Genomic DNA, 22,449 nt, shown 5'->3' on the forward strand with positions numbered 1-22,449 from the left:
TTCGTAATCATTTTAAACAATATGAAAGAGAAAAAACAATTAAAATACGACAATGCGTATATGCGAATGGCTATGGAATGGGCAAAATTATCGCATTGTGATCGAAAAAAAGTAGGAGCCTTAATTGTAAAAGACCGAATGATTATTTCAGATGGGTTTAATGGAACACCTACAGGTTTTGAAAATTGTTGTGAAGATGAAGGTGAAACAAAGTGGTATGTTTTACACGCAGAAGCCAATGCTATTTTAAAAGTAGCGGCATCAACACAATCTTGTAAAAACTCAACGTTATATATAACATTATCACCTTGTAGAGAGTGCAGTAAATTAATTCACCAGTCGGGTATTAAACGTGTTGTTTATGCCAATGAGTATAAAGATACTACTGGGATTGATTTTTTAAAGAAAGCAGGTGTTGAGTTAACTTATTTGAAAAATATAAAATGACAAAGAGAAATATTTACATTCCTTTTTTAATTGGTTTAGCCATTGCATTGGGCGTTTTTATTGGAAGTAATTTAAACTTCAATAATAAATCGGCATTGTTTAGTGTGAATAGCAAGGAGGCTAAAATTAAAAAACTAATCAACTATATTAATTACGATTATGTTGATGAAGTTGATACCGATGAGTTGTTAGATGGTGCTATTACTGAAATGTTGGGAAAACTAGATCCGCATTCAGTTTATATTCCTAAAGAAGACTTACAGCAAGTTACTGAAAATATGCAAGGTAAATTTGTTGGAATTGGTGTTTCATTTTTAATGTATAAAGATTCAATTGCAGTTAGTACAGTAATTAAAGACGGACCTAGTGAAAGAGCCGGAATTAAAGCTGGAGATAGAATTATTTATGCTGATACTGATACTCTTTTTGGAGAAAGTATGCTAAAAAAAGCAGGTGTTCTTGAAATTGAAGAAGGAAGTATTATTGGAGATAGAAAAATAAGTGCTGCCATATTAAAATCATTAAAAGGAGAACCAGACACTAAAGTAAATGTTTCGGTTTACAGACGCTCAAGTGATGAAGTGATAGAGTTTCCAATTACCAGAGGTGAAGTTGCATTAAAAAGTGTAACGGCGCATTATATGATTACACCAAGTTTAGGTTATATTAAAGTAGAAAGATTTGCCCGTACAACCTACAATGAATTTAAAACTTATTTAGATGAGTTAATAGAAAATGGTATGACTTCTTTAGTACTTGATTTAAGAGGAAATCCAGGTGGTTTTATGGATATTGCAAATAGCATTGTTGATGAGTTTTTAGAAGATGGGAAATTAATTGTATTCACTAAAAATAAACGTGGTAAAGTAGATAAATCTTACGCTTCTGAAGTAGGTGATTTTGAAGATGGAAATGTATATGTTTTAATTGATCAAAATTCAGCTTCAGCAAGTGAAATTGTTGCAGGAGCACTTCAAGATAATGACAAAGGAACCATAGTTGGTCGTCGTTCTTTTGGAAAAGGATTGGTACAGCAAGAAATGGATTTAGGTGATGGTTCTGCGGTTCGTTTAACAATTTCTCGTTATTACACGCCTACAGGAAGATCTATTCAAAAACCGTATAGCAATGAATCTGCACAAGCGTATGGAAATGATTATGCCGAGAGAATTCACAATGGAGAACTAATTTCAAGAGATAGTATAAAGGTAAACGACTCTTTAAAATACACCACTCCAAAAGGGAAAATTGTTTACGGTGGTGGCGGTATTATTCCTGATGTTTTTGTGCCAATTGACACGTTGAATACGTATAGAAATATATTATACCGAGGTTTAAACGATTTTACGTTTGAGTATATTGATAGTCATAGAGAGGAAATGGAAGCTTGGGAATTAGAAGATTTTGTAAAGAACTTTGATACAGATAACCAAGTTTTTAATAAATACACAAATCAACTAGATCTTGATGTGGTGATGTCTCCAAAAGAAAGAGAAGACTTAAAACGTTATTTCAATGCTTTTATAGCACGTAATTTATTTGATGATACCGGTTATTTTATGGTAACCCAAACACACGATAATGTTATTTTAAAAGTGTTAGAATTAGAAAACGAAAAAAATAAAGAGTAATTTTGCTAAAAGAAGCTTAATTAAGAACCATTTCAAATTGGCAATTCAAAAAAAAATATACTTTGCATCCGATCAGCATTTTGGTGCTCCAACTATTGAAAAAAGTAAAGTTAGAGAACAAAAATTTGTAAAATGGTTAGATGAAATTAAATCAGATGCAGAAATTCTATTTCTATTAGGTGATCTATTCGATTTTTGGTTTGAATATAAAAAAGTTGTTCCTAAGGGTTTTGTTCGTGTATTAGGAAAATTAGCCGAACTAAAGGATAGCGGAGTGGAAATTCACTTTTTTGTTGGAAATCACGATCTATGGATGCGTGATTATTTTGAAACCGAATTAAACATTCCTGTTTACTTTAAACCACAAGAATTTACACTTCATGACAAAACATTTTTAATTGGTCATGGTGATGGTTTAGGCCCAGGAGATAAAGGTTATAAACGCATGAAAAAAGTGTTTACAAACCCTTTGTCTAAGTGGTTGTATCGTTGGTTGCATCCAGATATTGGTGTTGGGTTAGCACAACATTTATCAGTTAAAAATAAACTTATTTCAGGTGATGAAGATGTGAAATTTTTGGGTGAAGATAATGAATGGTTGGTGTTATACTGCAAAAAGAAATTAACTGAAAAACAGTACGATTATTTTGTGTTTGGACATAGGCATTTACCAATGGAAATTAAGGTTTCTGAAACCTCAAAATATTTAAATACAGGAGACTGGGTAATCTATTTTACTTATGCCGTTTTTGATGGTGAAGATCTAATGTTAAAAACTTACTAAACATCACTGTTTACCTCATATTTTAACCAATTTTTAACAACATTTTAAAAAATATTTCTGCTATTTGCATGCTTAAATAAAGTGCGTTAAATTCACGCGGCTAAAAAATATAAAAATGATTGAAAATAATGCTTCGGTAGATATTAAAGCTATCAATGAGAAAATAGAAAAAGAGAGTGCATTTGTTGATTTGTTAATCATGGAAATGAACAAGGTTATTGTTGGACAAAAGCACATGATTGAACGATTACTTATTGGTTTGTTGGGTAACGGACATATTTTGTTAGAAGGTGTTCCTGGGTTAGCAAAAACTTTGGCAATTAACACTTTGTCAAAAGCTGTTGCTGGAGATTTTAGTAGAATTCAATTTACTCCAGATTTATTACCAGCCGATGTTGTTGGTACAATGATTTATAGTGTAAAAGACAATGATTTTACCATTAAAAAAGGACCTATTTTTGCCAACTTTGTACTTGCGGATGAGATAAACCGTGCACCTGCAAAAGTTCAATCAGCGTTGTTAGAAGCAATGCAAGAGCGTCAAATTACTATTGGAGATACAACGTTTAAGCTAGATGAACCATTTTTAGTAATGGCAACTCAAAACCCTGTAGAGCAAGAAGGAACGTATCCTTTACCAGAAGCACAGGTAGATAGATTTATGTTAAAAACAGTTATTGATTATCCAAAATTAGACGAAGAGCAGTTAATTATGCGTGCTAATTTAGCAGGAAGTTTTGGAAATGTAAATTCTGTAGTATCTATAGATCAAATTAATAGAGCCAGAGTTGCAGCCAAAGAGGTTTATATGGATGAGAAAATTGAAAAATATATTTTAGATATTATTTTTGCAACACGTTATCCTGAAAAATACAACTTACCAGATTTAAAAGCTTTAATAAGCTTTGGATCTTCACCTCGTGGAAGTATAAATTTAGCAATGGCAGCAAAATGTTACGCATTTATAAAACGAAGAGGATATGTAATTCCTGAAGATGTTCGTGCTGTAGTGCAAGATGTTTTACGTCACCGTATTGGAATTACATATGAAGCAGAAGCTGAAAATATAACTTCAGTAGACATTATCAATCAAATTGTAAATCAAGTAGAAGTACCATAGAGAGAGTTTAATAGTTTATGGGTTGAACCATGTTTTAATACGTTTCAACTTTTAACTTTTTCACTTTCAAACTAAAATATATGGATACCAAAGAAATACTAAAAAAAGTTCGTAAAATAGAGATCAAGACACGTCGTTTGTCTGATCATATATTTTCAGGAGAATACCACAGTTCATTTAAAGGACGTGGTATGACTTTTTCTGAAGTGCGACAATATCAATACGGAGATGATGTAAGGGCAATTGATTGGAATGTAACTGCACGTTATAATGAGCCATATGTAAAAGTTTTTGAAGAAGAACGAGAACTAACCATGATGTTAATGGTTGATATTAGTGGATCTGAACTTTTTGGTACAACACAACAATTTAAAAGAGATACCATTACTGAAATTGCTGCTACATTGGCTTTTTCAGCAACTCAAAACAATGATAAAGTTGGTTTAATGTTGTTTTCTGACGCTATAGAATTGTTTATTCCTCCAAAAAAAGGAAAAAGTCATGTGCTTAGAATTATTAGAGAATTAATCGAGTTTAAACCTAAAAGTAAAAAAACAAGCGTAAACAACGCTTTAAAATTTTTATCACAGGTTATAAAAAAGAAAGCCATTGTTTTTGTGTTGTCTGATTTTATGGATACAAATTATGAGCATACTTTAAAAATTGTAGGTAGAAAACATGACGTTACCGGAATTAGAGTATTTGACAAGCATGATGCTACAATACCAAATTTAGGTATGGTGCCAATGTTAGATGCAGAAACCGGCGAAACAATGTTGGTAAATACTGCTTCAAAAAGTGTAAGAAACGGTTACGCAGCACACTATTTAAAGTCTGTTGATTATTATGAAAAATCATTTAGTCACAGTGGTGCCGGAACAATAAGTTCTAGAATTGATGAAAGTTATGTGAAAAAATTATTAGGTTATTTTAAACATAAAGGCGCAAGATAGAAGATGAATTTGAAAGACGCGAAGAACATAAAAATGAAGAGATTTTTAGTTTATATAGTATTTTTTATTGGGTTTGTTAGTTGGTCACAAGAGAATCCTGTTTCTATAAAAGTTGATACAACTACTATTAGAATTGGAGAGCAAATTCAATACAAAATTTTGGTAAACAAAACAGGTAATGTGGTTTTTCCAAAATTACAATTAGACAGTTTAGGAAAGGTTGAAGTTGTTGAAGTTTTAACAACCGACACACTTAAAAATAGATTAGAAAAAAAATATTTATTAACTAGTTTTGATAGTGGTCAGTATGTAATTCCGCAGCAAAATGTACTAGTAAATAGTAAAAAATATTTAACAGACTCTATTTTGTTAAATGTAGCAACTGTAAAGGTTGATACTACAAAGCAACAAATGTTTCCTATAAAATCCATTCAAAGAGAACCTAAAACATTTGATGATTATAAACATTTATTTTGGTGGCTAATTCCAATATTTATAATTGTTGCTGTTATTTTGTATTTCATTTTTAGAAAGAAAGTGAAAAAAGAAGCTCCTGTTGTTTACATTGAGCCAATTCAAGAAGCTTTACAACGTTTAAAAGAATTAGACGAAAAAGAACTATTGAAACAAAACAAAGTAAAGGTTTATTATTCTGAGTTAACCAATATTGTTAGAACATATATTGAAAAAGATATAAATATTCCTGCGTTAGAATCTACAACAGATGAGTTGATTGATACTATTCTTGATTTTAACGAATCAAGTAACCTAGGAATTTCAAAAGAAACTATTAAAGAATTAAAAGAAGTATTGCAAAGTGCCGATTTGGTGAAGTTTGCAAAATCAAAGCCAATTGTTGAAGAAATTAGAGGACATAGAAATATCTCTGAACGTATTTTACAAAGCTTAAAACCCATTAAAGAAGAACCTGTAAAAGAAGAAGAAAATGATGGGAAGTAATTTTGAATTTTTAAATCCAGGTTTTTTGTGGCTGCTAGTGTTAATTCCGTTGTTAGCAATTTGGTATTTTTTAACACGCAACACTAATAGCGCTGCATTAACCATGGCAAGTACAAAAGGTTTTCAAGCAAAACCTTCAATTTTAGCAAAATTAAAGCCGCTTTTATATGTATTTCGATTGTTGGCATTAACCTTATTAATTTTGGCGTTAGCACGTCCAAGAAATGTATCGGTAAGCTCGCGTACAAAAACAAATAAAGGAATTGATATTGTTATGGCTATTGATGTTTCTGCAAGTATGTTGGCACGCGATTTAAAACCAAACAGATTGGAAGCATTGAAAAAAGTAGCCAATGAGTTTGTAAATCAACGTCCAAATGACCGAATAGGAATTGTAGTATACGCAGGTGAAAGTTTTACCCAAACACCAATAACAAGCGATAAAAGAATTGTAAGAAATACCATTTCTGAAATAAAATGGGGAGACCTTGATGGTGGTACCGCTATAGGAATGGGTTTAGGTTCAGCAGTGAACAGATTAAAGGAGAGTAAAGCCAAAAGCAAGGTTATTATTTTATTAACCGATGGTGTAAATAACACAGGATTTGTTGATCCAAAAACAGCTACTGAGTTGGCGGTTGGATTAGATATAAAAGTGTATACAATTGGTTTAGGAACCAACGGAACAGCTTCTTTTCCATATGCAAAAGATCCTCAAACAGGGAAATTATTGTTTAGAAGTTCGCCTGTTGAAATTGATGAAGATTTGTTGAAATATATAGCAAAAGAAACCGAAGGTAAATATTTTAGAGCTACAGATAATAGCAAGTTAAAGGCTATTTACGAAGAAATTAACAAATTAGAAAAAACCGAAATAGAAGAGTTTAAATATTATAACTATCAAGAAAGATATAGATTTCTTGTTATTTTGGCAGGTTTATTTATTTTGCTAGAAGTGGTATTAAGAAACACCATATTTAAAAGTTTTATATAGAAAGTAAACGATTTAACAAAAAGAAATGTATCAAATAGAAGAACCAACATATTTTATTTACTTAACAATTATTCCAGTAGTATTTGTACTGTTTTTGTTGGTGTTTTGGTGGAAAAAAAGAACACAGAAAAAATTTGCAGATAGCGGTTTAATTCAAAAGTTAAGTCCAAAACAATCAAACTTTAAATCATTTTTAAAAATTATTGTTGTTTGCGTAGGTTTGGCTTTTCTAATTGTTTCATTAACAAACCCAAAAATGGGTACAAAGTTAGAAACTGTAAAACGTCAGGGAGTTGATATTGTGTTTGCATTAGACGTTTCAAAAAGTATGTTGGCTGAAGATATTGCGCCAAGTAGGCTAGACAAATCAAAGCAAATAATTACCCGAATTATTGAAAAATTAGGAAGCGATAGAATTGGAATAATTATTTATGCCGGAAATTCGTATCCGTTATTACCAATAACAACCGATCACGCTGCAGCCAAAATGTTTTTGCAAAATGCAGATCCAGATATGGTTTCAAGCCAAGGAACAGCCATAAATGATGCTATTGGACGTGGAATGACATATTTTGATAATGATGAACAAACCAATCGTTTTTTGTTTATTGTTTCAGACGGTGAAGATCACGAAGAAAGCGCTACAAGTTTGGCAAAATCAGCAGTTGAACAAGGAATTAAAATTTATACCATTGGTGTAGGAACTGAAAAAGGAGGGCCAATTCCAATTAAAGAAAACGGAACAGTTATTTCTTATAAAAAAGACAGTAAAGGTGAAGTTGTTATAACTAAAATGAATCCTTCAATGTTGCAAACCATAGCTGATGAAGGAAACGGAAAATATATAAACGGAAACAAAACACAAGAAACAATTGATATTGTTGAAGATTTATTGTTAAAAGCCGAAAAAAGTGAATTTGAAACCAAACAATTTTCAGATTATAAAGATCAATTTCAATGGTTTATTGGATTTGCTATTTTGTTTTTAGTAATTGATGTTTTGTTACTTGAAAAGAAGACAAATTGGATTCAAAAATTAAATTTATTTAATCAAACTGAGAAGAATGAGAAATAGTTTATTTATAGTGTTTTTGTTGTTTTCATTTGTAGGTTTTTCTCAACAGAAAAATCAAGAGCAATTGGAGCGTGAAGCCAGAGAAGATGTGCGTGAAGGTAATAAACTGTACAATCAGTTAAAGTTTGGAGATGCAGAAATAGCGTATAAAAAGGCGTTAACTAAAAACCCAAATTACCCTAAAGCATCTTATAATTTGGGGAATGCCATTTATCAACAAAACAGAAATAAAGAAGCCGTTGCGCAATTTGAAATTTTAGAAAAAACGGCTCCAGATAAAAATAGCAAAGCTGAAGCTTATCATAATATGGGAAATTCATTTATGAAAGAAAAGCAATATGATAAAGCCGTTGCAGCCTTTAAAAATGCTTTAAGAAATAATTCAAAAGATGAAGAAACGCGTTATAATTTAGCTATGGCGCAAGAATTGTTAGAGCAGCAAAAACAAGATAATAAGGATAATAAAGACAACAAAGACAATAAGGATAATAAAGATAACAAGGACGATAAAAATAAAGATCAAAAAGATAAAGAAGGCGGAGACGACGAAAAGAAAGACGATAAAAATAAAGATCAAAAAGATAAAGGAAAGGACAAGGAAGATGATAAAAGTGATCAGAAAAAAAATCAAGACGATAAAAAAGAAGATCAAAAACAGCAGCAGCCTAGACCAAATCAATTATCGCCTGAGCAAATGAAACAGTTATTAGATGCTATGAATAACGAAGAGAATAAAACTCAGAAAAAATTAAACGAACAAAAAGCGAAAGGCAAAAAAATTAAACAAGAAAAAGACTGGTAGTAAAAAATGGAATTTAAAAAGTTTTTCATACTTGGTATTTTAGTGTTTGCAACGCAAGCAGTTTTTGCTCAAATTGAGTTTACAACTTCAGTGAGTAAAAATAAGTTAGGTGTAAACCAACGCTTTAAAATTCAGTTTACCGTAAATAAACAAGGTGCAGATAATTTTGAACCACCTTCATTCACCAATTTTAAAGTAGTTGGTGGACCAAGTTCTTCTGTAAATCAATCGTGGATTAACGGAAAAACAAGCTACTCACAATCATATATTTATATTGTTGAACCTACAAAAGTGGGTGAGTTTACTATTGGAGCAGCGCAAATTGAATATAAAGATGAAATTATTAAATCAAACCCTGTAAAAATTACAGTTACTAAAGAAGTCGAGGTTCCTAAAGACCCAAATAATCCACTTTATATTGCGCAACAAAACATTCATTTAGTTGCTGAAGTTTCAAATATGAAACCTTATGTTGGTGAAGGTATTTACGTTGTTTACAAATTGTATGTAAGTGAAAATATTAGCGTAAACGATTGGAGAGTTAGTGAATCACCACAGTACAATGGTTTTTGGAATCAAGATATTGATGTAAAGGAAATTAGCGTTAAAAAAGGAACCTATAATGATGAGAGTTACAGGTATATTGTTTTAAAGAAAGCGGTATTAATTCCTCAAAGAGATGGCAAACTGGTAATTGAGCCTATGAAAATGGACTTTTCAGTTGGTATTCCAACGGGTACAGGAGATTTCTTTGGAAATATGATTACAAAAAATATTAGCTATTCTACACAATCTGTTGTAAAAAATGTGAATGTAAAAGCTTTACCAATTGAAGGAAAACCGCTTGATTTTACAGGTGCTGTTGGTGAATTTGATTTTACTGTAGCAACTAATAAAAATGAATTAAAAGCAAATGATGCTGCCCAAATTGAAGTAAAGGTTTCAGGACGTGGAAATTTAAAACTATTTGAAATTCCAAAGATAACTACACCAGCAGAATTAGAAGTGTACACACCTGAGCATAAAGAACAAGTTGTTACATCATTAAACGGTTTACGTGGAAGTATTACAGATACGTACACAGTTGTTCCGCAATACAAAGGGAAATATAAAATTCCTGCTGTTAATTTTTCTTATTTCAACCCAAAAGAAAAAAAATATAAAACCATAAATATTGAACCTATTATTGTTGATGTGTTAGAAGGTAAAGAAATTCCAACCTCAACTGCAGACAGCAGTACCATTACCAAACAACACGTGGTTGCAAACGATAATAATTTTAGGTTTATAGCTTTAAAAAGCACTTTTGAACCAATACAAAAAAAGGAATTTTTACATTCAAAACAATTTTGGTTGTTACTATTGTTGCCGTTTTTAGCCATTCCAATTGGAATATTTATAGGTAGAAGAAGAGCTAAAAGAGCTGGAGATGTATTTGGAAACAAAATTAGAAAAGCTGATAAGTTAGCACGTAAATATTTATCGCAGGCAAAAAAACAATTAGGAAATCAAGAAGCATTTTATGTAGCTTTAGAAAAAGCATTACACAATTTCTTAAAAGCAAAACTGCACGTTGAAACCTCTGATATTTCAAAAGAAAAAATTTCTGAAATATTACAAAATAAAAACGTTGAATTAGATACAATCAATGAGTTTATGGCAGTGTTAAATGATTGTGATTTTGCACGTTATACACCTACTACCAATGTTATGATGGAGCAGGAATTAGAGAAAGCAAAAAATGTAATTACTAAAATAGACAAGTATTTATAAAATGAAAAAGCTAGTTACCATACTCGTGTTATTTTTTAATTTGGCGGTGTTTTCGCAAACACAAGATCAATTGTTTGCTGAAGCAAACACATTTTATAAAGAAGCTAATTATGAGCGCGCATTAGGTGTTTATTTAGCTATTGAAGAAGAAGGTTTAGTGTCTAGTGATTTGTATTTTAATTTAGGAAATACCTACTATAAATTAAACAAAGTGGCTCCTGCTATTTATTATTATGAAAAGGCACTTAAATTAAATCCGGCAAATGAAGATGCTAGGTTTAATTTAGCTTTTGCAAAAAGAATGACCATTGATGTGATTGATGAATTACCAAAAACAGTATTTCAACGTTTTTCAGCAAATATAATTCAAAAACTATCTTTTGATACTTGGGCTTTAATAGCTGTTATTGCATCGTTTTTAGCGTCGTTTTTGTTTTTAATGTATCATTTTTCTGATGCTACAAGAAAAAAATTACTTTACTTTAATACTACTATAATTGCTGTAGTTGTTATGTTAATAAGTGTATTTTTTGCGTTTAACAATTATAAAACAGTTAAAAAAAATAGAATAGCTATAATTTTTGCTCCAAAAGTTGAGGTTAAAAATGCACCAACTTCTTCAAGTGATGAGGTATTTGAATTACACGAAGGTACCAAAGTTATTATTTTAGATGAATTGGATAACTGGAAAAAAATTAAAATTGCCGATGGTAAAGTTGGTTGGATGAATGATGAAGAGTTAAAAGAAATTTAAGCTACTTAAGTACTAAATAATAAAAAGTCCAAACAAGTTTTATAACTTGTTTGGACTTTTTTTATTAAAATAAATCTTCAATAAATGCTTTTAAGTGTTCGCCGTGTATATTTGACGCTATTATTTTTCCTTCTTCATTAATTATAAAATTGGTTGGTAAAGCTGTAATTCCGTATTCAATAGCAACAGCAGATTTAAAGCCTTCAACAGTTGATACGTTTGGCCAAACTCTGTTGTCTTTTTCTAAAGCATCTAGCCAACGTTGTTTTTTTGAATCTAATGAAATTCCATAAATTTCAAATCCTTTTGAATGGTATGTGTTGTATAATGTATTTAACATAGCGCTTTCGGTTCTGCACGGCGGGCACCAACTTGCCCAAAAGTCAACCAATGTATATGTTTTTTTAACAGAATTTAGAGTTATAATAGTTCCTTCTTTTAAAGGCATTTCAATGGATGAAACATAGCTTCCAACCGCAGTTTTTTGTAATAATTCAACCCGTTTTTCTAGTTTTGAAGTAATCTCAATATTTGGGTGTGCAGCTTTAAAGTTGGCTACAATATTTTTATAACTCGCTAAATTTTCTCCATTCCAACGAATTGAAGTTGGGTAAATAGCAATAGATGTACCCATTTTTTCTTCAATAAAAACCGTAAGTTCAGCTAAATGTTTATTGTAGTTCTCAATTTCAAGCGCTCTTAATTCGGTAATTTTTTGTTCTGAAGCTTGTTCTTTTTTAAGTGTTGAAATTTCTTTTCGAACAGCATATACCAACCTATTTAATGATTCTTTTCTAAAGGTTTCATACGCTAGTAGCAATTCTGAATCTTTTGATCCTGTAACGTTTAAACTATCTAAATGCGAACCTTCAATTACAACTGCTTGGTTTTTATCAATAGCTAATTGCATTGTTTTTTTGTTGTTAAAGGTAAGCGTATAAATAGCAGGAGCTTGTAAGTTTTTAGATTGAAAAGTACCGTTTTCTTGAACTTGAAGCGTATCAATTACGGTTGTTTTTTTCTCTTGAACATTGTCTACTTTTGAAAGTAGTATAAAGCTTTGCGCTAAACCATTAATAGTTCCTGAAATTGATGTAGTTGGTTTTTCTTTGGTAGAACAACTAATTATTAAAAGTGCGCTACAAATAAAAATTGAACGCAAAAGGTATTTTTGAAACATAGGTATAAAATATTTATGCCTTTTTGGACGTATAAAAAGTGTTTTACTAACAAAAATTAAATAGAAACGTCTAACTCCTCAGCTTCTTCTTCCACTACTTTTAAAAAGTTGGGAAAAAGTGTAGGCGCTAAATTTTTAACAGGTTCATATAAAACTGAATCTTCTTTTTGTTCGTTTGAAATAAAAGGAATTGTTTTGTTTACTTTTGTAAATATGAGCAAAACAATACTTAAAATAAGACCAATTTTAAGTGCTCCAAAAACACCACCTAAAATTTTATTTAATAGTCCTAAAGCCGCAAGATCGGCAATTTTTGTAAGTGCTTTACCTGCCAATGCAATAGCTAAAACAATAATTGCAAATGTAATGGCAAAAGATGCTATGGCAATATATTTTTCTTCCCAAGAAACGTAGTTTACTATAAAATCAGCTACAAAGAAAGAAAAGTGAATGGCACCATAAATTCCGGCAACTAATGCAATTAAAGAAGCAACTTCAACAAATAATCCTTTTAGTAATCCTCTTACAAATCCAAAAATTAAAAGTGCTGCTATAATTATGTCAAACGTATTCATATAATTCTTTTTGTAAATATACATGAATCGATTTGTATATTTGCAGCCTAACTAAAATTATCAAATGTCAAGAGATCAACAATTAAAAGAAAATTGGAACCAGGTAGTGGAAATTATTGCTGCTAAATTTGGTGAAGGTGAGCAATTAAATTTAGATGCAATTATTTATTTAATAGGTGTACAAGAACTTGGAAAAGGCGCTGTTGAATTTAAGAAAGATGACAAAGTAAACTTAATGCATATTGCTATTTGCCGTTTACTTGAACCTTTTGGATATTATGAATTTGACTTTTTTGATGACGACGGATGGCCACATTATAAAAGTTTAGAGGAACTTCCAATTTTAAAACCTGGAGAACAAACAGTTTTAATGAAGGAAGCAATTGTACTTTATTTTAAACAACAAGAATTAATTTAAGTACTTTTATAGTATTGTTATGTATTTTAAAAATTTTAAAAAATGTTAAAAAAACTACTAATAACCTTATTTTTTATTGCAACAGTAGCGCAAGGGCAACACATTGTTAAGGGAACAATGGCTCCAATTGATGAAACTGTTTCTTGGGTTGCTTTGTACCAATTAAAAGGGTCAAAACAAATTTATATTGACAATGTAACTATTGAAAATGGTACGTTTTCAATTAATATTCCTGAGAATGCACCCAAAGGAATGTATAGATTGCGTTTTAAAATGGAGGCTTCAGGAAATGTAAATTTTATTTACAACAAAGAAAATTTAGATGTAAAATTTGATCCAAATATGCCTGCGGAAACCATTGAGTTTTCAACTTCAGAAGACAATAAGTTATACTATTCTTTTTTAAACCAAACAGCTGTTTTAAAGCAACAATTAGACGCTATTCAATACCGTTATTTTAAGCTTAAAACTGTTGAAGAAAAAGTAGACTCAAGAGTTTTGTATAAAAGTACTTTATTAAGCTACACTGCTACACAACAAGAGTTTGAAGAAAAATCTAAAGACAAGCTTGCGTACCATTTTATAAAAGCGGGAAAAAAATATTACAATGAAACGTTGTTTGAAAGTGCTCAAGAATATTTAAACAGTGAAAAAACGCATTACTTTGATTATATAGATTTTACAGATGTGTATCTTCAAAATTCAACAGAAATTACCGAATATGTTTTAAACTATGTGTTTTATTTTAATGTTTCTGAAGATCCTGATGTTCAGTTTGCTTTACATAAAAGTGCCATAGATAACGTAATGTACAGACTTGAAGATAATGCAAGTTTACGAGCTGAAGTAACAACTACTTTGTTGTTTACATTTTCTCAAAGAGAAAATTTAAGAGCCATGGAATATTTAATGGTGAATTATTATAATAAATTACCAGCAACACTACAAAATGAAGTCGATATTGAAACTATTTTAAATAATGTAAGATTGGCTGTTGGAAAAAATGCTCCTGATTTTTCATGGGATGAAAATGGAGCATCAAAAAGTTTGTATGCGCTGAATAAAGCCGAGACGTATGTGTTGGTTTTTTGGAGTACAAGTTGTTCACATTGTGTTGTTGAAGTACCTGAACTGTATGAGTTTTTAAAAGACAAACCAAATATTCACGTGGTTGATGTTGCCTTAGAAAATGATAGATTAGGATATGATGTTTATAAAGAGAAGTTTTTAAATTGGACCAACGTATTAGGATTGGGTAAATGGGAAAATTCTATTGCCAAAACATATGAAATTGTAAGTACACCAACATATTTTATTTTAGATGCTAATAAAAAAATAATAGCTAAACCTGAGTATGTAAAGGATGTAAAAACTTATTTTGGAAATTAAATTAAAAAAACGGGCTTTAAAGCCCGTTTTTTTGTTTTATGAATGACTGCATTCGTGGTCTTCGCCGTGTGCGGCACAAGTTTCTCCACTATCTACAATTAATCCTTTTACATAAGCATCTATTAAGTTGTCTACATCGCCAGAGCAACCACGTATTACATCAATATTCCATCTGTTTAATACATTTATAGCGCCTGCACCAATTCCGCCAGCAAGCATTACTTGTACACCTTCTTCAGACAAAACACTGGCAATATTAGATTTGCACCCACAACCTTCTTCTGATGGTAATGTTTTTATATCTATAGTTTTATTATCGTTTGATAATGTATAAATATTATAATATTTGCAATGTCCAAAATGATCATCAATTTGGTTATTTTCACCTACTGGTATAGCTATTTTTTTCATAATTATATTGATTAATTTTTTAAATATTTAATTTTTTAAGTCCTTTAGATTTACAATTTTTTTTGTTTTTACATTTGGCTTTGTGGTGTTCTCCTTCAACTAAATTGTGACAATTTTTACATCGTGACCATGCTTTATCAAACTCGTAATTTCCACCTTCAATTTCAATTGCTTTTCCTTCAATAAATGCTTTTGAAATATTTTTTAAAGCCTTATTGTAAATACGAGTTAGTGTTGGTCTAGATACATTCATATGTACTGCTGCATCTTTTTGTGGCAACATTTCATAATTTACTAACCTAATACTTTCGTATTCTTCTAAGGTAAGTTGAACCGTTTCTAGTTTACAACGTGGTATTCCATAGGGTTTAAACCCTTTCATAATAGGAGGTTGAGAGACTTTTCTATTTTTTTCTGGTCTTGCCAATTATTGTGAGTTTTGTAAACAAGTCACAAATATAATGAACGAGCGTTCATAATTAAAATTAAATAGAGTTTATTTTTGTAGGTTTTGTTACTTAAATTAAAAATGCAAAAAGGCATCTTTTAAATGTTCAATATTAAATGCTTGTTTATTTTTAAGAATAGAAACAATATCAAAACGAACTTCTACATTTAAATCTTTAGAAATTACATACTCATTTGCAGCTTCAACTAGTAGTTGTACCTTTTTTTGATTTATAAAATCTTGTGGATTTCCAAAATAGTTTGAAGACCTAGTTTTTACTTCAACAATAACTAAAACAGCTCCTTTTTGTGCAATAATATCAACCTCGGCTTTTTTATAACGCCAGTTTCTATCTAAAATTTGGTAGCCTTTTTTTTGTAGAAATTCTACAGCTAGTTGTTCTCCTTGTTCACCTAAATCATTGTGTGTAGCCATTTTTTTGTTTTTTAGTCATATTGACCGTGAGATTCTTCATTCAGGTTCACTGCATTTAGAAAGACAATGTAGTTTCTTCTTCCCCAACTTTCAGCTTAATTTTTTCTCCTAAAACTAGGGCTCTATTATCTTTTAAATGTCCTGCCGGAAAATCAAATACAACCGGAAAATCAAACTCTGAAACTGTATCTAAAATAATTTCTTTGGCATTTTTTCCAAACGGAATAGCATTGTCGTGCATACTTGTCATTCCGCCAACAATTAATCCTTTTAAATTATTAAAATAACCGTTGCGTTTCAAATTCATAAACATTCTGTCTATGTGATATAAATATTCATCTAAATCTTCAATAAACAGAATTTTTTCAGCGGTTTGTATACTAGAATCACTTCCAAGTAAACTATACAACATTGATAAATTTCCACCTACTAGTTCACCAGTTACGGTTCCTAATTTATTTTCTTTGGAAGTTTTTATACTGTATGAAACAGGTTTTCCAAACAAACATTTTTTTAATGAAGCTAAAGCGTGTTTTGAGTTTTTTTCAACATCTAAAGGCATTGTTGCATGCAAGGTTTGAAATCCTAAATTGTGAATGTGATTGTGTAAAACCGTAATATCAGAATAGCCAATAAGCCATTTCGGATGTTTTTGAAATGCTGTAAAATCTATAGTGTCAATAATTCTAACCGTTCCATAGCCGCCACGAGCACACCAAATAGCTTTAATTTTTGGATTGTTTAACATTTTTTGAAAATCAGCAGTGCGTTGTACGTCGGTTCCCGCAAATTGATGGTCTTCAAGGCCAATTGTTGCGCCAATTTCAACATTTAAACCCCATTTTTTAAGTAAATCAATAGCTGGTTGAATTTCAGCTAAAGAAATTTTTCGAGCAGTAGAAACAATGGCAACAGTGTCTTTTTTTTGTAAAATTGTAGGTTGAATCATCTTAATTTTTAATAAATCAGATTGCAAATTACGAAAAGCCAATTAACTATTCACTTTTCTAATAAACAATCCTTATTTTTGCACTTTCTTAAACAGATTTTGATGAGCAATTCAAAAAGATATACAATTACGGCAGCATTACCGTATACAAACGGACCGGTTCATATTGGACATTTAGCTGGTGTTTATGTGCCTGCTGATATTTACGCACGTTATTTACGTAACACTGGAAACGATGTATTATACATTTGTGGTTCAGATGAGCACGGTGTGCCAATTACTATTAAAGCAAAAAAAGAAGGAGTTACTCCGCAAGATATTGTAGATAAATACCACGCAATTATCAAACAATCGTTTAGTGATTTTGGTATTTCTTTTGATAATTATTCTCGTACATCTGCAAAAGTACATCACGATACAGCTTCAGAATTTTTCAAGAAATTATACAATGAAGGTAAGTTTATTGAAGAATCTACTGAGCAATTGTATGATGAAGAGGTAAATCAGTTTTTAGCAGACAGATTTGTAATTGGAACATGCCCAAAATGTGGAAATGAAGAAAGTTATGGTGATCAATGTGAAAGTTGTGGAACAAGTCATAACGCTACAGATTTAATCAATCCAAAATCTGCAATTACAGGAAATGTACCAACTACTAAAGTTACAAAACATTGGTATTTGCCATTAGATAAATATGAAAAATGGTTGCGTGAGTGGATTGTTGAAGGTCATAAAAACGATTGGAAAACAAATGTTTTAGGTCAAGTAAAATCGTGGTTAGATGACGGTTTAAAACCAAGAGCCGTAACACGTGACTTAGATTGGGGAATTCCTGTGCCAGTTGAAGGTGGAGAAGGAAAAGTATTGTACGTTTGGTTTGATGCGCCTATTGGTTATATTTCATCAACCAAAGAATGGGCAGCTCGTGAAGGAAAAGATTGGGAACCGTATTGGAAAGATAAAGATACGAAGTTAGTGCATTTTATAGGAAAAGATAATATTGTATTTCACTGTATTATTTTTCCTGCAATGTTAAAGGCTGAAGGAAGCTATATTTTACCTGAAAATGTACCTGCAAACGAGTTTTTAAATTTAGAAGGTGATAAAATTTCAACCTCTAAAAATTGGGCAGTTTGGCTGCATGAATATTTAGAAGATTTCCCAGGAAAGCAAGATGTGTTGCGTTATGCATTAACAGCAAATGCTCCTGAAACAAAAGATAACGACTTTACTTGGAAAGATTTTCAAGCACGTAATAACAACGAATTAGTAGCTATTTTTGGAAACTTTATTAATCGTGTTGTAGTACTTACAAATAAGTATTACGAAGGTGTAGTTCCTGAACCAAATGAGTTTTCTGATGTTGATAATGAAACCTTAGAGAAATTACAAAAATATCCATCAATAATTGCCAATTCAATTGAGCGTTACAGATTTAGAGAAGCATCACAAGAACTTATAAATTTAGCTCGTTTAGGAAACAAATACTTGGCAGATGAAGAACCTTGGAAATTAATTAAAACAGCTCCAGAACGTGTAAAAACTGTTATGTATGTTGCGTTGCAAATAGCGGCAGGTTTATCAGTAGTAGCAGAACCATTTTTACCTTTTTCAGCTCAAAAATTAAAAGGTATTTTAAAAGTTTCTGAAAGTGTAGCTTGGAGTGCAATTGCTGAAACCGAAGAGCTAATTGCTCCAAACCATAAAATTGGGAAAGCTGAGTTGTTGTTTGCAAAAATTGAAGATGCTGAAGTGCAAGTGCAATTAGATAAATTAGAAGCAACAAAATTAGTAAATGAAGCTGAAAATAAAGTAGTAGAACCACAAAAAGAAACTATTGAATTTGACGATTTCACCAAATTAGATATGCGTGTAGGTACTATTTTAGAAGCAGTAAAAGTGCCAAAAACAAAAAAGTTATTACAACTAAAAGTTGATGTTGGTATTGACACTAGAACTATTGTTTCTGGTATTGCTGAAAGTTTTAAACCTGAAGATATTATTGGTCAAAAAGTAACTGTTTTGGTAAATTTAGCACCAAGAAAATTACGCGGTGTTGAAAGCCAAGGTATGATTTTAATGACAGATACGCCTGATGGAAAACTTGCTTTTATTGAGCCTGAAAATGATACTGTAGCCAACGGAGAACAAGTAAGCTAATTAAATTTTCAAAAAATATACAACTAAAAAGGACTGCATTTTGCAGTCCTTTTTTTTATATACAGAATTAACTTCCAAAAGGCATTAAAATCTCTTTGTAAAATAATATATTGCATAGTAAATAAAAGCCGCTAAAAAAATGAATAAAAATCCACTACCTGATTTAAAATCGTATGAGTTTGAAGATGTTGCTTTTGACCAATTAATGCAAAAAAGAATTTATAGAATTTTAATTGTTTGTTCAAATTACGATTACTATATGTTGGAGGAAGATGGTAGAATTGATGAGCGTATTTTTAATGAATATACCGCTTTAAACTTGCGGTATCCTCCAAGTTTTGAACATGCAAATTCTGCTAAAAGAGCCATAATGGCAATGGAAGCAAATAAAATTGATTTGGTAATTACTTGGTTAGATATTGGGAATTTTAAAACGGTTGAAACTTCAAAAAAAATAAAAGCTGCTTTTCCAAACGTTCCAATTGCTGCAATAAGTCATTATTCAACCCAATTGCGTGAAAAAATTAGCAGTGAAAGTTCAGGAAATATAGATTATGTTTTTCATTGGAACGGAAATGCTGATATTATTTTAGCAATAATAAAATTAACGGAAGACAGAATGAATGCTGAAAAAGATATCAATGAAATTGGTGTAAAAGCTATTTTATTGGTTGAAGATTCATTAAAATTCTATTCAAAATATTTACCGGTTTTTTATAAAATTTTATTGAATCAAACGCGGTCTTTTATGTCTGAAGGATTAAATGCGCACCGTACAATGATGTTGATGCGTGGTAGACCAAAAATTCTATTGGCCACCAATTATGAAGAAGGGTTGCATTTATTTAAAGAATATAAAAACAATCTGTTAGGCGTAATTTCTGATGTTTCTTATTTTAGAAAAGGAAAACGAGACGCAAAAGCAGGATTTCACTTTTTAAAATATGTGCGAAGCTTTAAGCGTTATTTTCCGTTTTTAATACAATCATCAGATAGCAATAATGAAAAATATGCACTTGAGTTAAAAGGGAAATTTTTATACAAGCATACTCAAACATTAGAAGAAGAAATAAAAAACTACATCAATCAGTATTTTTCTTTTGGCGATTTTGAATTTTGGGATCCTGTTCAAATGAAAGTATTGGCAATTGCTAAAGACTTAACCACATTTCAAAAATCTTTAAGCGTTGTAACCGCAGACTGTATTGCCTATCACTCAAAAAGAAGCGAATATTCAAAATGGTTAAAATCAAGGGTTTTATTTCCGTTAGCCGATTTATTTAGCAAGGTTGAATACGATGATTTTGATGATCCTGAGCAAGCAAGAACCTATTTAATAAATGCCATAAAAGCTTACAGAGGATTTAGAGCGCGCGGAATTATTTCAAAATTCAATAAAAATAAATACGATGAATATTTAGGATTTGCAAGAATTGGAGATGGATCATTAGGTGGAAAAGGAAGAGGTTTGGCATTTATAGATTCTTTTTTAAAGCGTCATAAATTAAGACAACATTTTGCCGATGTTAAAATTTCAATTCCAAGAACTGTGGTGTTAAGTACCGAGGTTTTTGATGAATTTATGGATACGCATAAACTAATTCGATTTGTTGGAGAATGTAATAATGACGAAGAAATATTAAGTATGTTTATTTCAAAGCCATTACCAACTTGGGTGGTTGAAGATATTGAATCCTTTTTAAAAGTAACCCAATCTCCTATCGCTATTCGTTCTTCAAGCGTGTTAGAAGATTCGCATTACCAACCTTTTGCAGGTATATTTTCAACCTATATGTTGCCAAACACTGAGCCTGTAAAAATGTTAGAAATGATTTGCAATGCCGTAAAATCGGTAATGGCATCATCTTTTTTTAACGCAAGTAAAAGTTATTTAAAAGCAACTTCACATACTATTGAAGAAAGTAAAATGGCGGTGATTTTGCAAGAAGTTATTGGCAAACAATATGATGATGTTTACTATCCAAATATTTCAGGAGTTGCACGTTCTATTAATTTTTATCCTATAGGAAATGAACAGCCAAGCGAAGGAATTGCAAATATAGCTTTAGGTTTAGGTGAAATTATAGTTGGAGGCGGAAAAGTATTACGATTTTCGCCTTATCATTCAAAAAAAGTATTGCAACTCTCATCACCAGGCTCAACACAACGTGATACTCAAAAATATTTTTATGGGTTAGATGTAAATCCAAATAGTTATAAAACATCTATTAGCGAAGCCGTAAATAAAAAGAAAATTACTGTTAGAAGAGCAGAGAAACATGGTTCATTAAAGTTTGTAGCATCTACATACGATTTGCAAAATAATGTAATTAAGCCAGGTGTAATGCATGATGGAATTAGAGTAATTACATTTGATAATATTTTAAAATACAACACATTTCCTTTACCTGAAATTTTACAAAAATTGTTGCAAGTAAGTCAACGTGAAATGAGAAACCCTATTGAAATGGAGTTTGCTGTAAATTTAGATGTGCCCAAAGGAGAGCCTAAGGAATTTAGTTTTTTACAAATAAGACCTATTGTTGAAAGCAATGATAATTTATGTAAAATTCCTAAAGATTTTAAACAAGAAGAAAGTATTATTTATTCTAAATCAGCTTTAGGAAATGGAAAATATGATCATATTTATGACTTTGTATATGTAAAACCAGAAACGTTTAACTCAGCCAATACAAGAGAAATTGCAAATGCGGTAGCGCATATTAATAAAACGTTTATTGAAACTGATAATCAGTACATTTTAGTTGGTCCAGGAAGATGGGGTTCAAGTGATCCGTGGTTAGGAATTCCTGTAATTTGGCCGCAAATCTCAGCTGCAAAAATAATTGTTGAAGCAGGGTTAAATGATTTTAGAATTGATCCAAGTCAAGGAACACATTTTTTTCAAAATTTAACCTCGTTCAAGGTAGGTTATTTAACTATTAATCCGTTTGTAAATGATGGGTTTTTAGACCTTGATTATTTAAATGCCCAAGAAGCAGTTTTTGAAGACACATATTTAAGACATATTAGATTTAAAGACCCTTTGAGTGTTATAATTGAAGGAAAAAGTAATAACGCTGTCATTTACAAAGAAGGTATTCACCCTAAAAAGAAAGAAGTTTCATTAGAAGAATTGATAGATGATTTGCCTCCTGATGGATTTATGTAAAAATGCCAATTGATAAAAC

General features: G+C 30.9%; 21 protein-coding genes. 15 read left to right on the plus strand and 6 right to left on the minus strand.

Features of this window, described 5'->3' with window-relative positions:
* Positions 1-21: 21 nt before the first annotated feature.
* From ACFQ5N_RS04105 to ACFQ5N_RS04155, 11 genes are all read left to right on the plus strand, one after another.
* The gene (locus tag ACFQ5N_RS04105) at positions 22-447 is read left to right on the plus strand and encodes a deoxycytidylate deaminase (protein ID WP_386807971.1); all 426 of its coding nucleotides are present in this window, start codon (positions 22-24) and stop codon (positions 445-447) included.
* Entirely contained in the window at positions 444-2,078 is a 1,635-nt protein-coding gene (locus tag ACFQ5N_RS04110; protein WP_386807973.1) for a S41 family peptidase, read from the plus strand. The genes ACFQ5N_RS04105 and ACFQ5N_RS04110 overlap by 4 nt, the downstream gene beginning before the upstream one ends.
* A 37-nt stretch (positions 2,079-2,115) precedes the next feature.
* Complete coding sequence (locus ACFQ5N_RS04115; RefSeq protein WP_386807975.1) at positions 2,116-2,862, plus strand: UDP-2,3-diacylglucosamine diphosphatase; 747 nt, start codon at positions 2,116-2,118, stop codon at positions 2,860-2,862.
* A 115-nt stretch (positions 2,863-2,977) separates the two neighbouring features.
* The gene (locus tag ACFQ5N_RS04120) at positions 2,978-3,982 is read left to right on the plus strand and encodes an AAA family ATPase (RefSeq protein WP_386807976.1); all 1,005 of its coding nucleotides are present in this window, start codon (positions 2,978-2,980) and stop codon (positions 3,980-3,982) included.
* Positions 3,983-4,062: 80 nt separating this feature from the next.
* A complete protein-coding gene (locus ACFQ5N_RS04125; RefSeq protein WP_386807978.1) occupies positions 4,063-4,935 on the plus strand; it encodes a DUF58 domain-containing protein in 873 nt (290 codons plus the stop codon).
* A gap of 33 nt (positions 4,936-4,968) precedes the next feature.
* On the plus strand, positions 4,969-5,895 hold the full coding sequence (locus ACFQ5N_RS04130) for a hypothetical protein (protein WP_386807980.1): 927 nt from the start codon (positions 4,969-4,971) through the stop codon (positions 5,893-5,895).
* Positions 5,882-6,889 carry a vWA domain-containing protein gene (locus ACFQ5N_RS04135; protein ID WP_386807981.1) on the plus strand — a complete coding sequence of 336 codons (1,008 nt, stop codon included), beginning with the start codon at positions 5,882-5,884 and terminating at the stop codon, positions 6,887-6,889. Before ACFQ5N_RS04130 ends, ACFQ5N_RS04135 begins: the two co-directional genes overlap by 14 nt.
* A gap of 25 nt (positions 6,890-6,914) precedes the next feature.
* Positions 6,915-7,964 carry a VWA domain-containing protein gene (locus ACFQ5N_RS04140; RefSeq protein ID WP_386807983.1) on the plus strand — a complete coding sequence of 350 codons (1,050 nt, stop codon included), beginning with the start codon at positions 6,915-6,917 and terminating at the stop codon, positions 7,962-7,964.
* Positions 7,954-8,766 (plus strand): tetratricopeptide repeat protein, encoded by an 813-nt coding sequence (locus ACFQ5N_RS04145; RefSeq protein WP_386807984.1) that lies wholly within the window; start codon positions 7,954-7,956, stop codon positions 8,764-8,766. Before ACFQ5N_RS04140 ends, ACFQ5N_RS04145 begins: the two co-directional genes overlap by 11 nt.
* 6 nt (positions 8,767-8,772) lie before the next feature.
* Entirely contained in the window at positions 8,773-10,539 is a 1,767-nt protein-coding gene (locus tag ACFQ5N_RS04150) for a BatD family protein (protein ID WP_386807985.1), read from the plus strand.
* 1 nt (position 10,540) lies between these two features.
* Complete coding sequence (locus tag ACFQ5N_RS04155) at positions 10,541-11,293, plus strand: tetratricopeptide repeat protein (protein WP_386807987.1); 753 nt, start codon at positions 10,541-10,543, stop codon at positions 11,291-11,293.
* Between the two features lie 64 nt (positions 11,294-11,357).
* Here ACFQ5N_RS04155 and ACFQ5N_RS04160 read toward each other — a convergent pair whose 3' ends face one another.
* Positions 11,358-12,455 carry a TlpA family protein disulfide reductase gene (locus ACFQ5N_RS04160; protein WP_386807988.1) on the minus strand — a complete coding sequence of 366 codons (1,098 nt, stop codon included), beginning with the start codon at positions 12,453-12,455 and terminating at the stop codon, positions 11,358-11,360.
* 74 nt (positions 12,456-12,529) lie between these two features.
* The gene (locus ACFQ5N_RS04165; protein WP_386807990.1) at positions 12,530-13,048 is read right to left on the minus strand and encodes a CvpA family protein; all 519 of its coding nucleotides are present in this window, start codon (positions 13,046-13,048) and stop codon (positions 12,530-12,532) included.
* Between the two features lie 64 nt (positions 13,049-13,112).
* Here ACFQ5N_RS04165 and ACFQ5N_RS04170 point away from each other — a divergent pair, with 64 nt between their 5' ends.
* Positions 13,113-13,466, plus strand: a complete 354-nt coding sequence (locus ACFQ5N_RS04170) for a hypothetical protein (RefSeq protein ID WP_386807991.1) — start codon at positions 13,113-13,115, stop codon at positions 13,464-13,466.
* A gap of 42 nt (positions 13,467-13,508) precedes the next feature.
* Positions 13,509-14,855 (plus strand): redoxin family protein, encoded by a 1,347-nt coding sequence (locus tag ACFQ5N_RS04175; RefSeq protein ID WP_386807992.1) that lies wholly within the window; start codon positions 13,509-13,511, stop codon positions 14,853-14,855.
* A gap of 36 nt (positions 14,856-14,891) precedes the next feature.
* On the opposite strand, the gene ACFQ5N_RS04180 is transcribed toward ACFQ5N_RS04175, so the two are convergent.
* The 4 genes from ACFQ5N_RS04180 to ACFQ5N_RS04195 all read right to left on the minus strand — a co-directional run bounded on the left by ACFQ5N_RS04180 (position 14,892) and on the right by ACFQ5N_RS04195 (position 17,098).
* Complete coding sequence (locus tag ACFQ5N_RS04180) at positions 14,892-15,266, minus strand: NifB/NifX family molybdenum-iron cluster-binding protein (protein ID WP_386807994.1); 375 nt, start codon at positions 15,264-15,266, stop codon at positions 14,892-14,894.
* A 19-nt stretch (positions 15,267-15,285) separates the two neighbouring features.
* Positions 15,286-15,693 (minus strand): DUF134 domain-containing protein, encoded by a 408-nt coding sequence (locus ACFQ5N_RS04185; protein WP_386807996.1) that lies wholly within the window; start codon positions 15,691-15,693, stop codon positions 15,286-15,288.
* A gap of 96 nt (positions 15,694-15,789) precedes the next feature.
* Positions 15,790-16,149, minus strand: a complete 360-nt coding sequence (locus ACFQ5N_RS04190; RefSeq protein ID WP_386807997.1) for a YraN family protein — start codon at positions 16,147-16,149, stop codon at positions 15,790-15,792.
* Between the two features lie 55 nt (positions 16,150-16,204).
* On the minus strand, positions 16,205-17,098 hold the full coding sequence (locus ACFQ5N_RS04195; RefSeq protein WP_386807998.1) for a S66 peptidase family protein: 894 nt from the start codon (positions 17,096-17,098) through the stop codon (positions 16,205-16,207).
* Positions 17,099-17,200: 102 nt separating this feature from the next.
* Here ACFQ5N_RS04195 and metG point away from each other — a divergent pair, with 102 nt between their 5' ends.
* Entirely contained in the window at positions 17,201-19,258 is a 2,058-nt protein-coding gene (gene metG, locus ACFQ5N_RS04200) for a methionine--tRNA ligase (protein WP_386807999.1), read from the plus strand.
* Positions 19,259-19,397: 139 nt separating this feature from the next.
* On the plus strand, positions 19,398-22,430 hold the full coding sequence (locus ACFQ5N_RS04205) for a PEP/pyruvate-binding domain-containing protein (RefSeq protein WP_386808001.1): 3,033 nt from the start codon (positions 19,398-19,400) through the stop codon (positions 22,428-22,430).
* The last annotated feature ends 19 nt before the right edge of the window (positions 22,431-22,449 follow it).

It is taken from the genome of Lutibacter holmesii (genome assembly GCF_042679665.1).
In the GTDB taxonomy this organism is placed as follows: Bacteria; Bacteroidota; Bacteroidia; order Flavobacteriales; family Flavobacteriaceae; genus Lutibacter; species Lutibacter holmesii.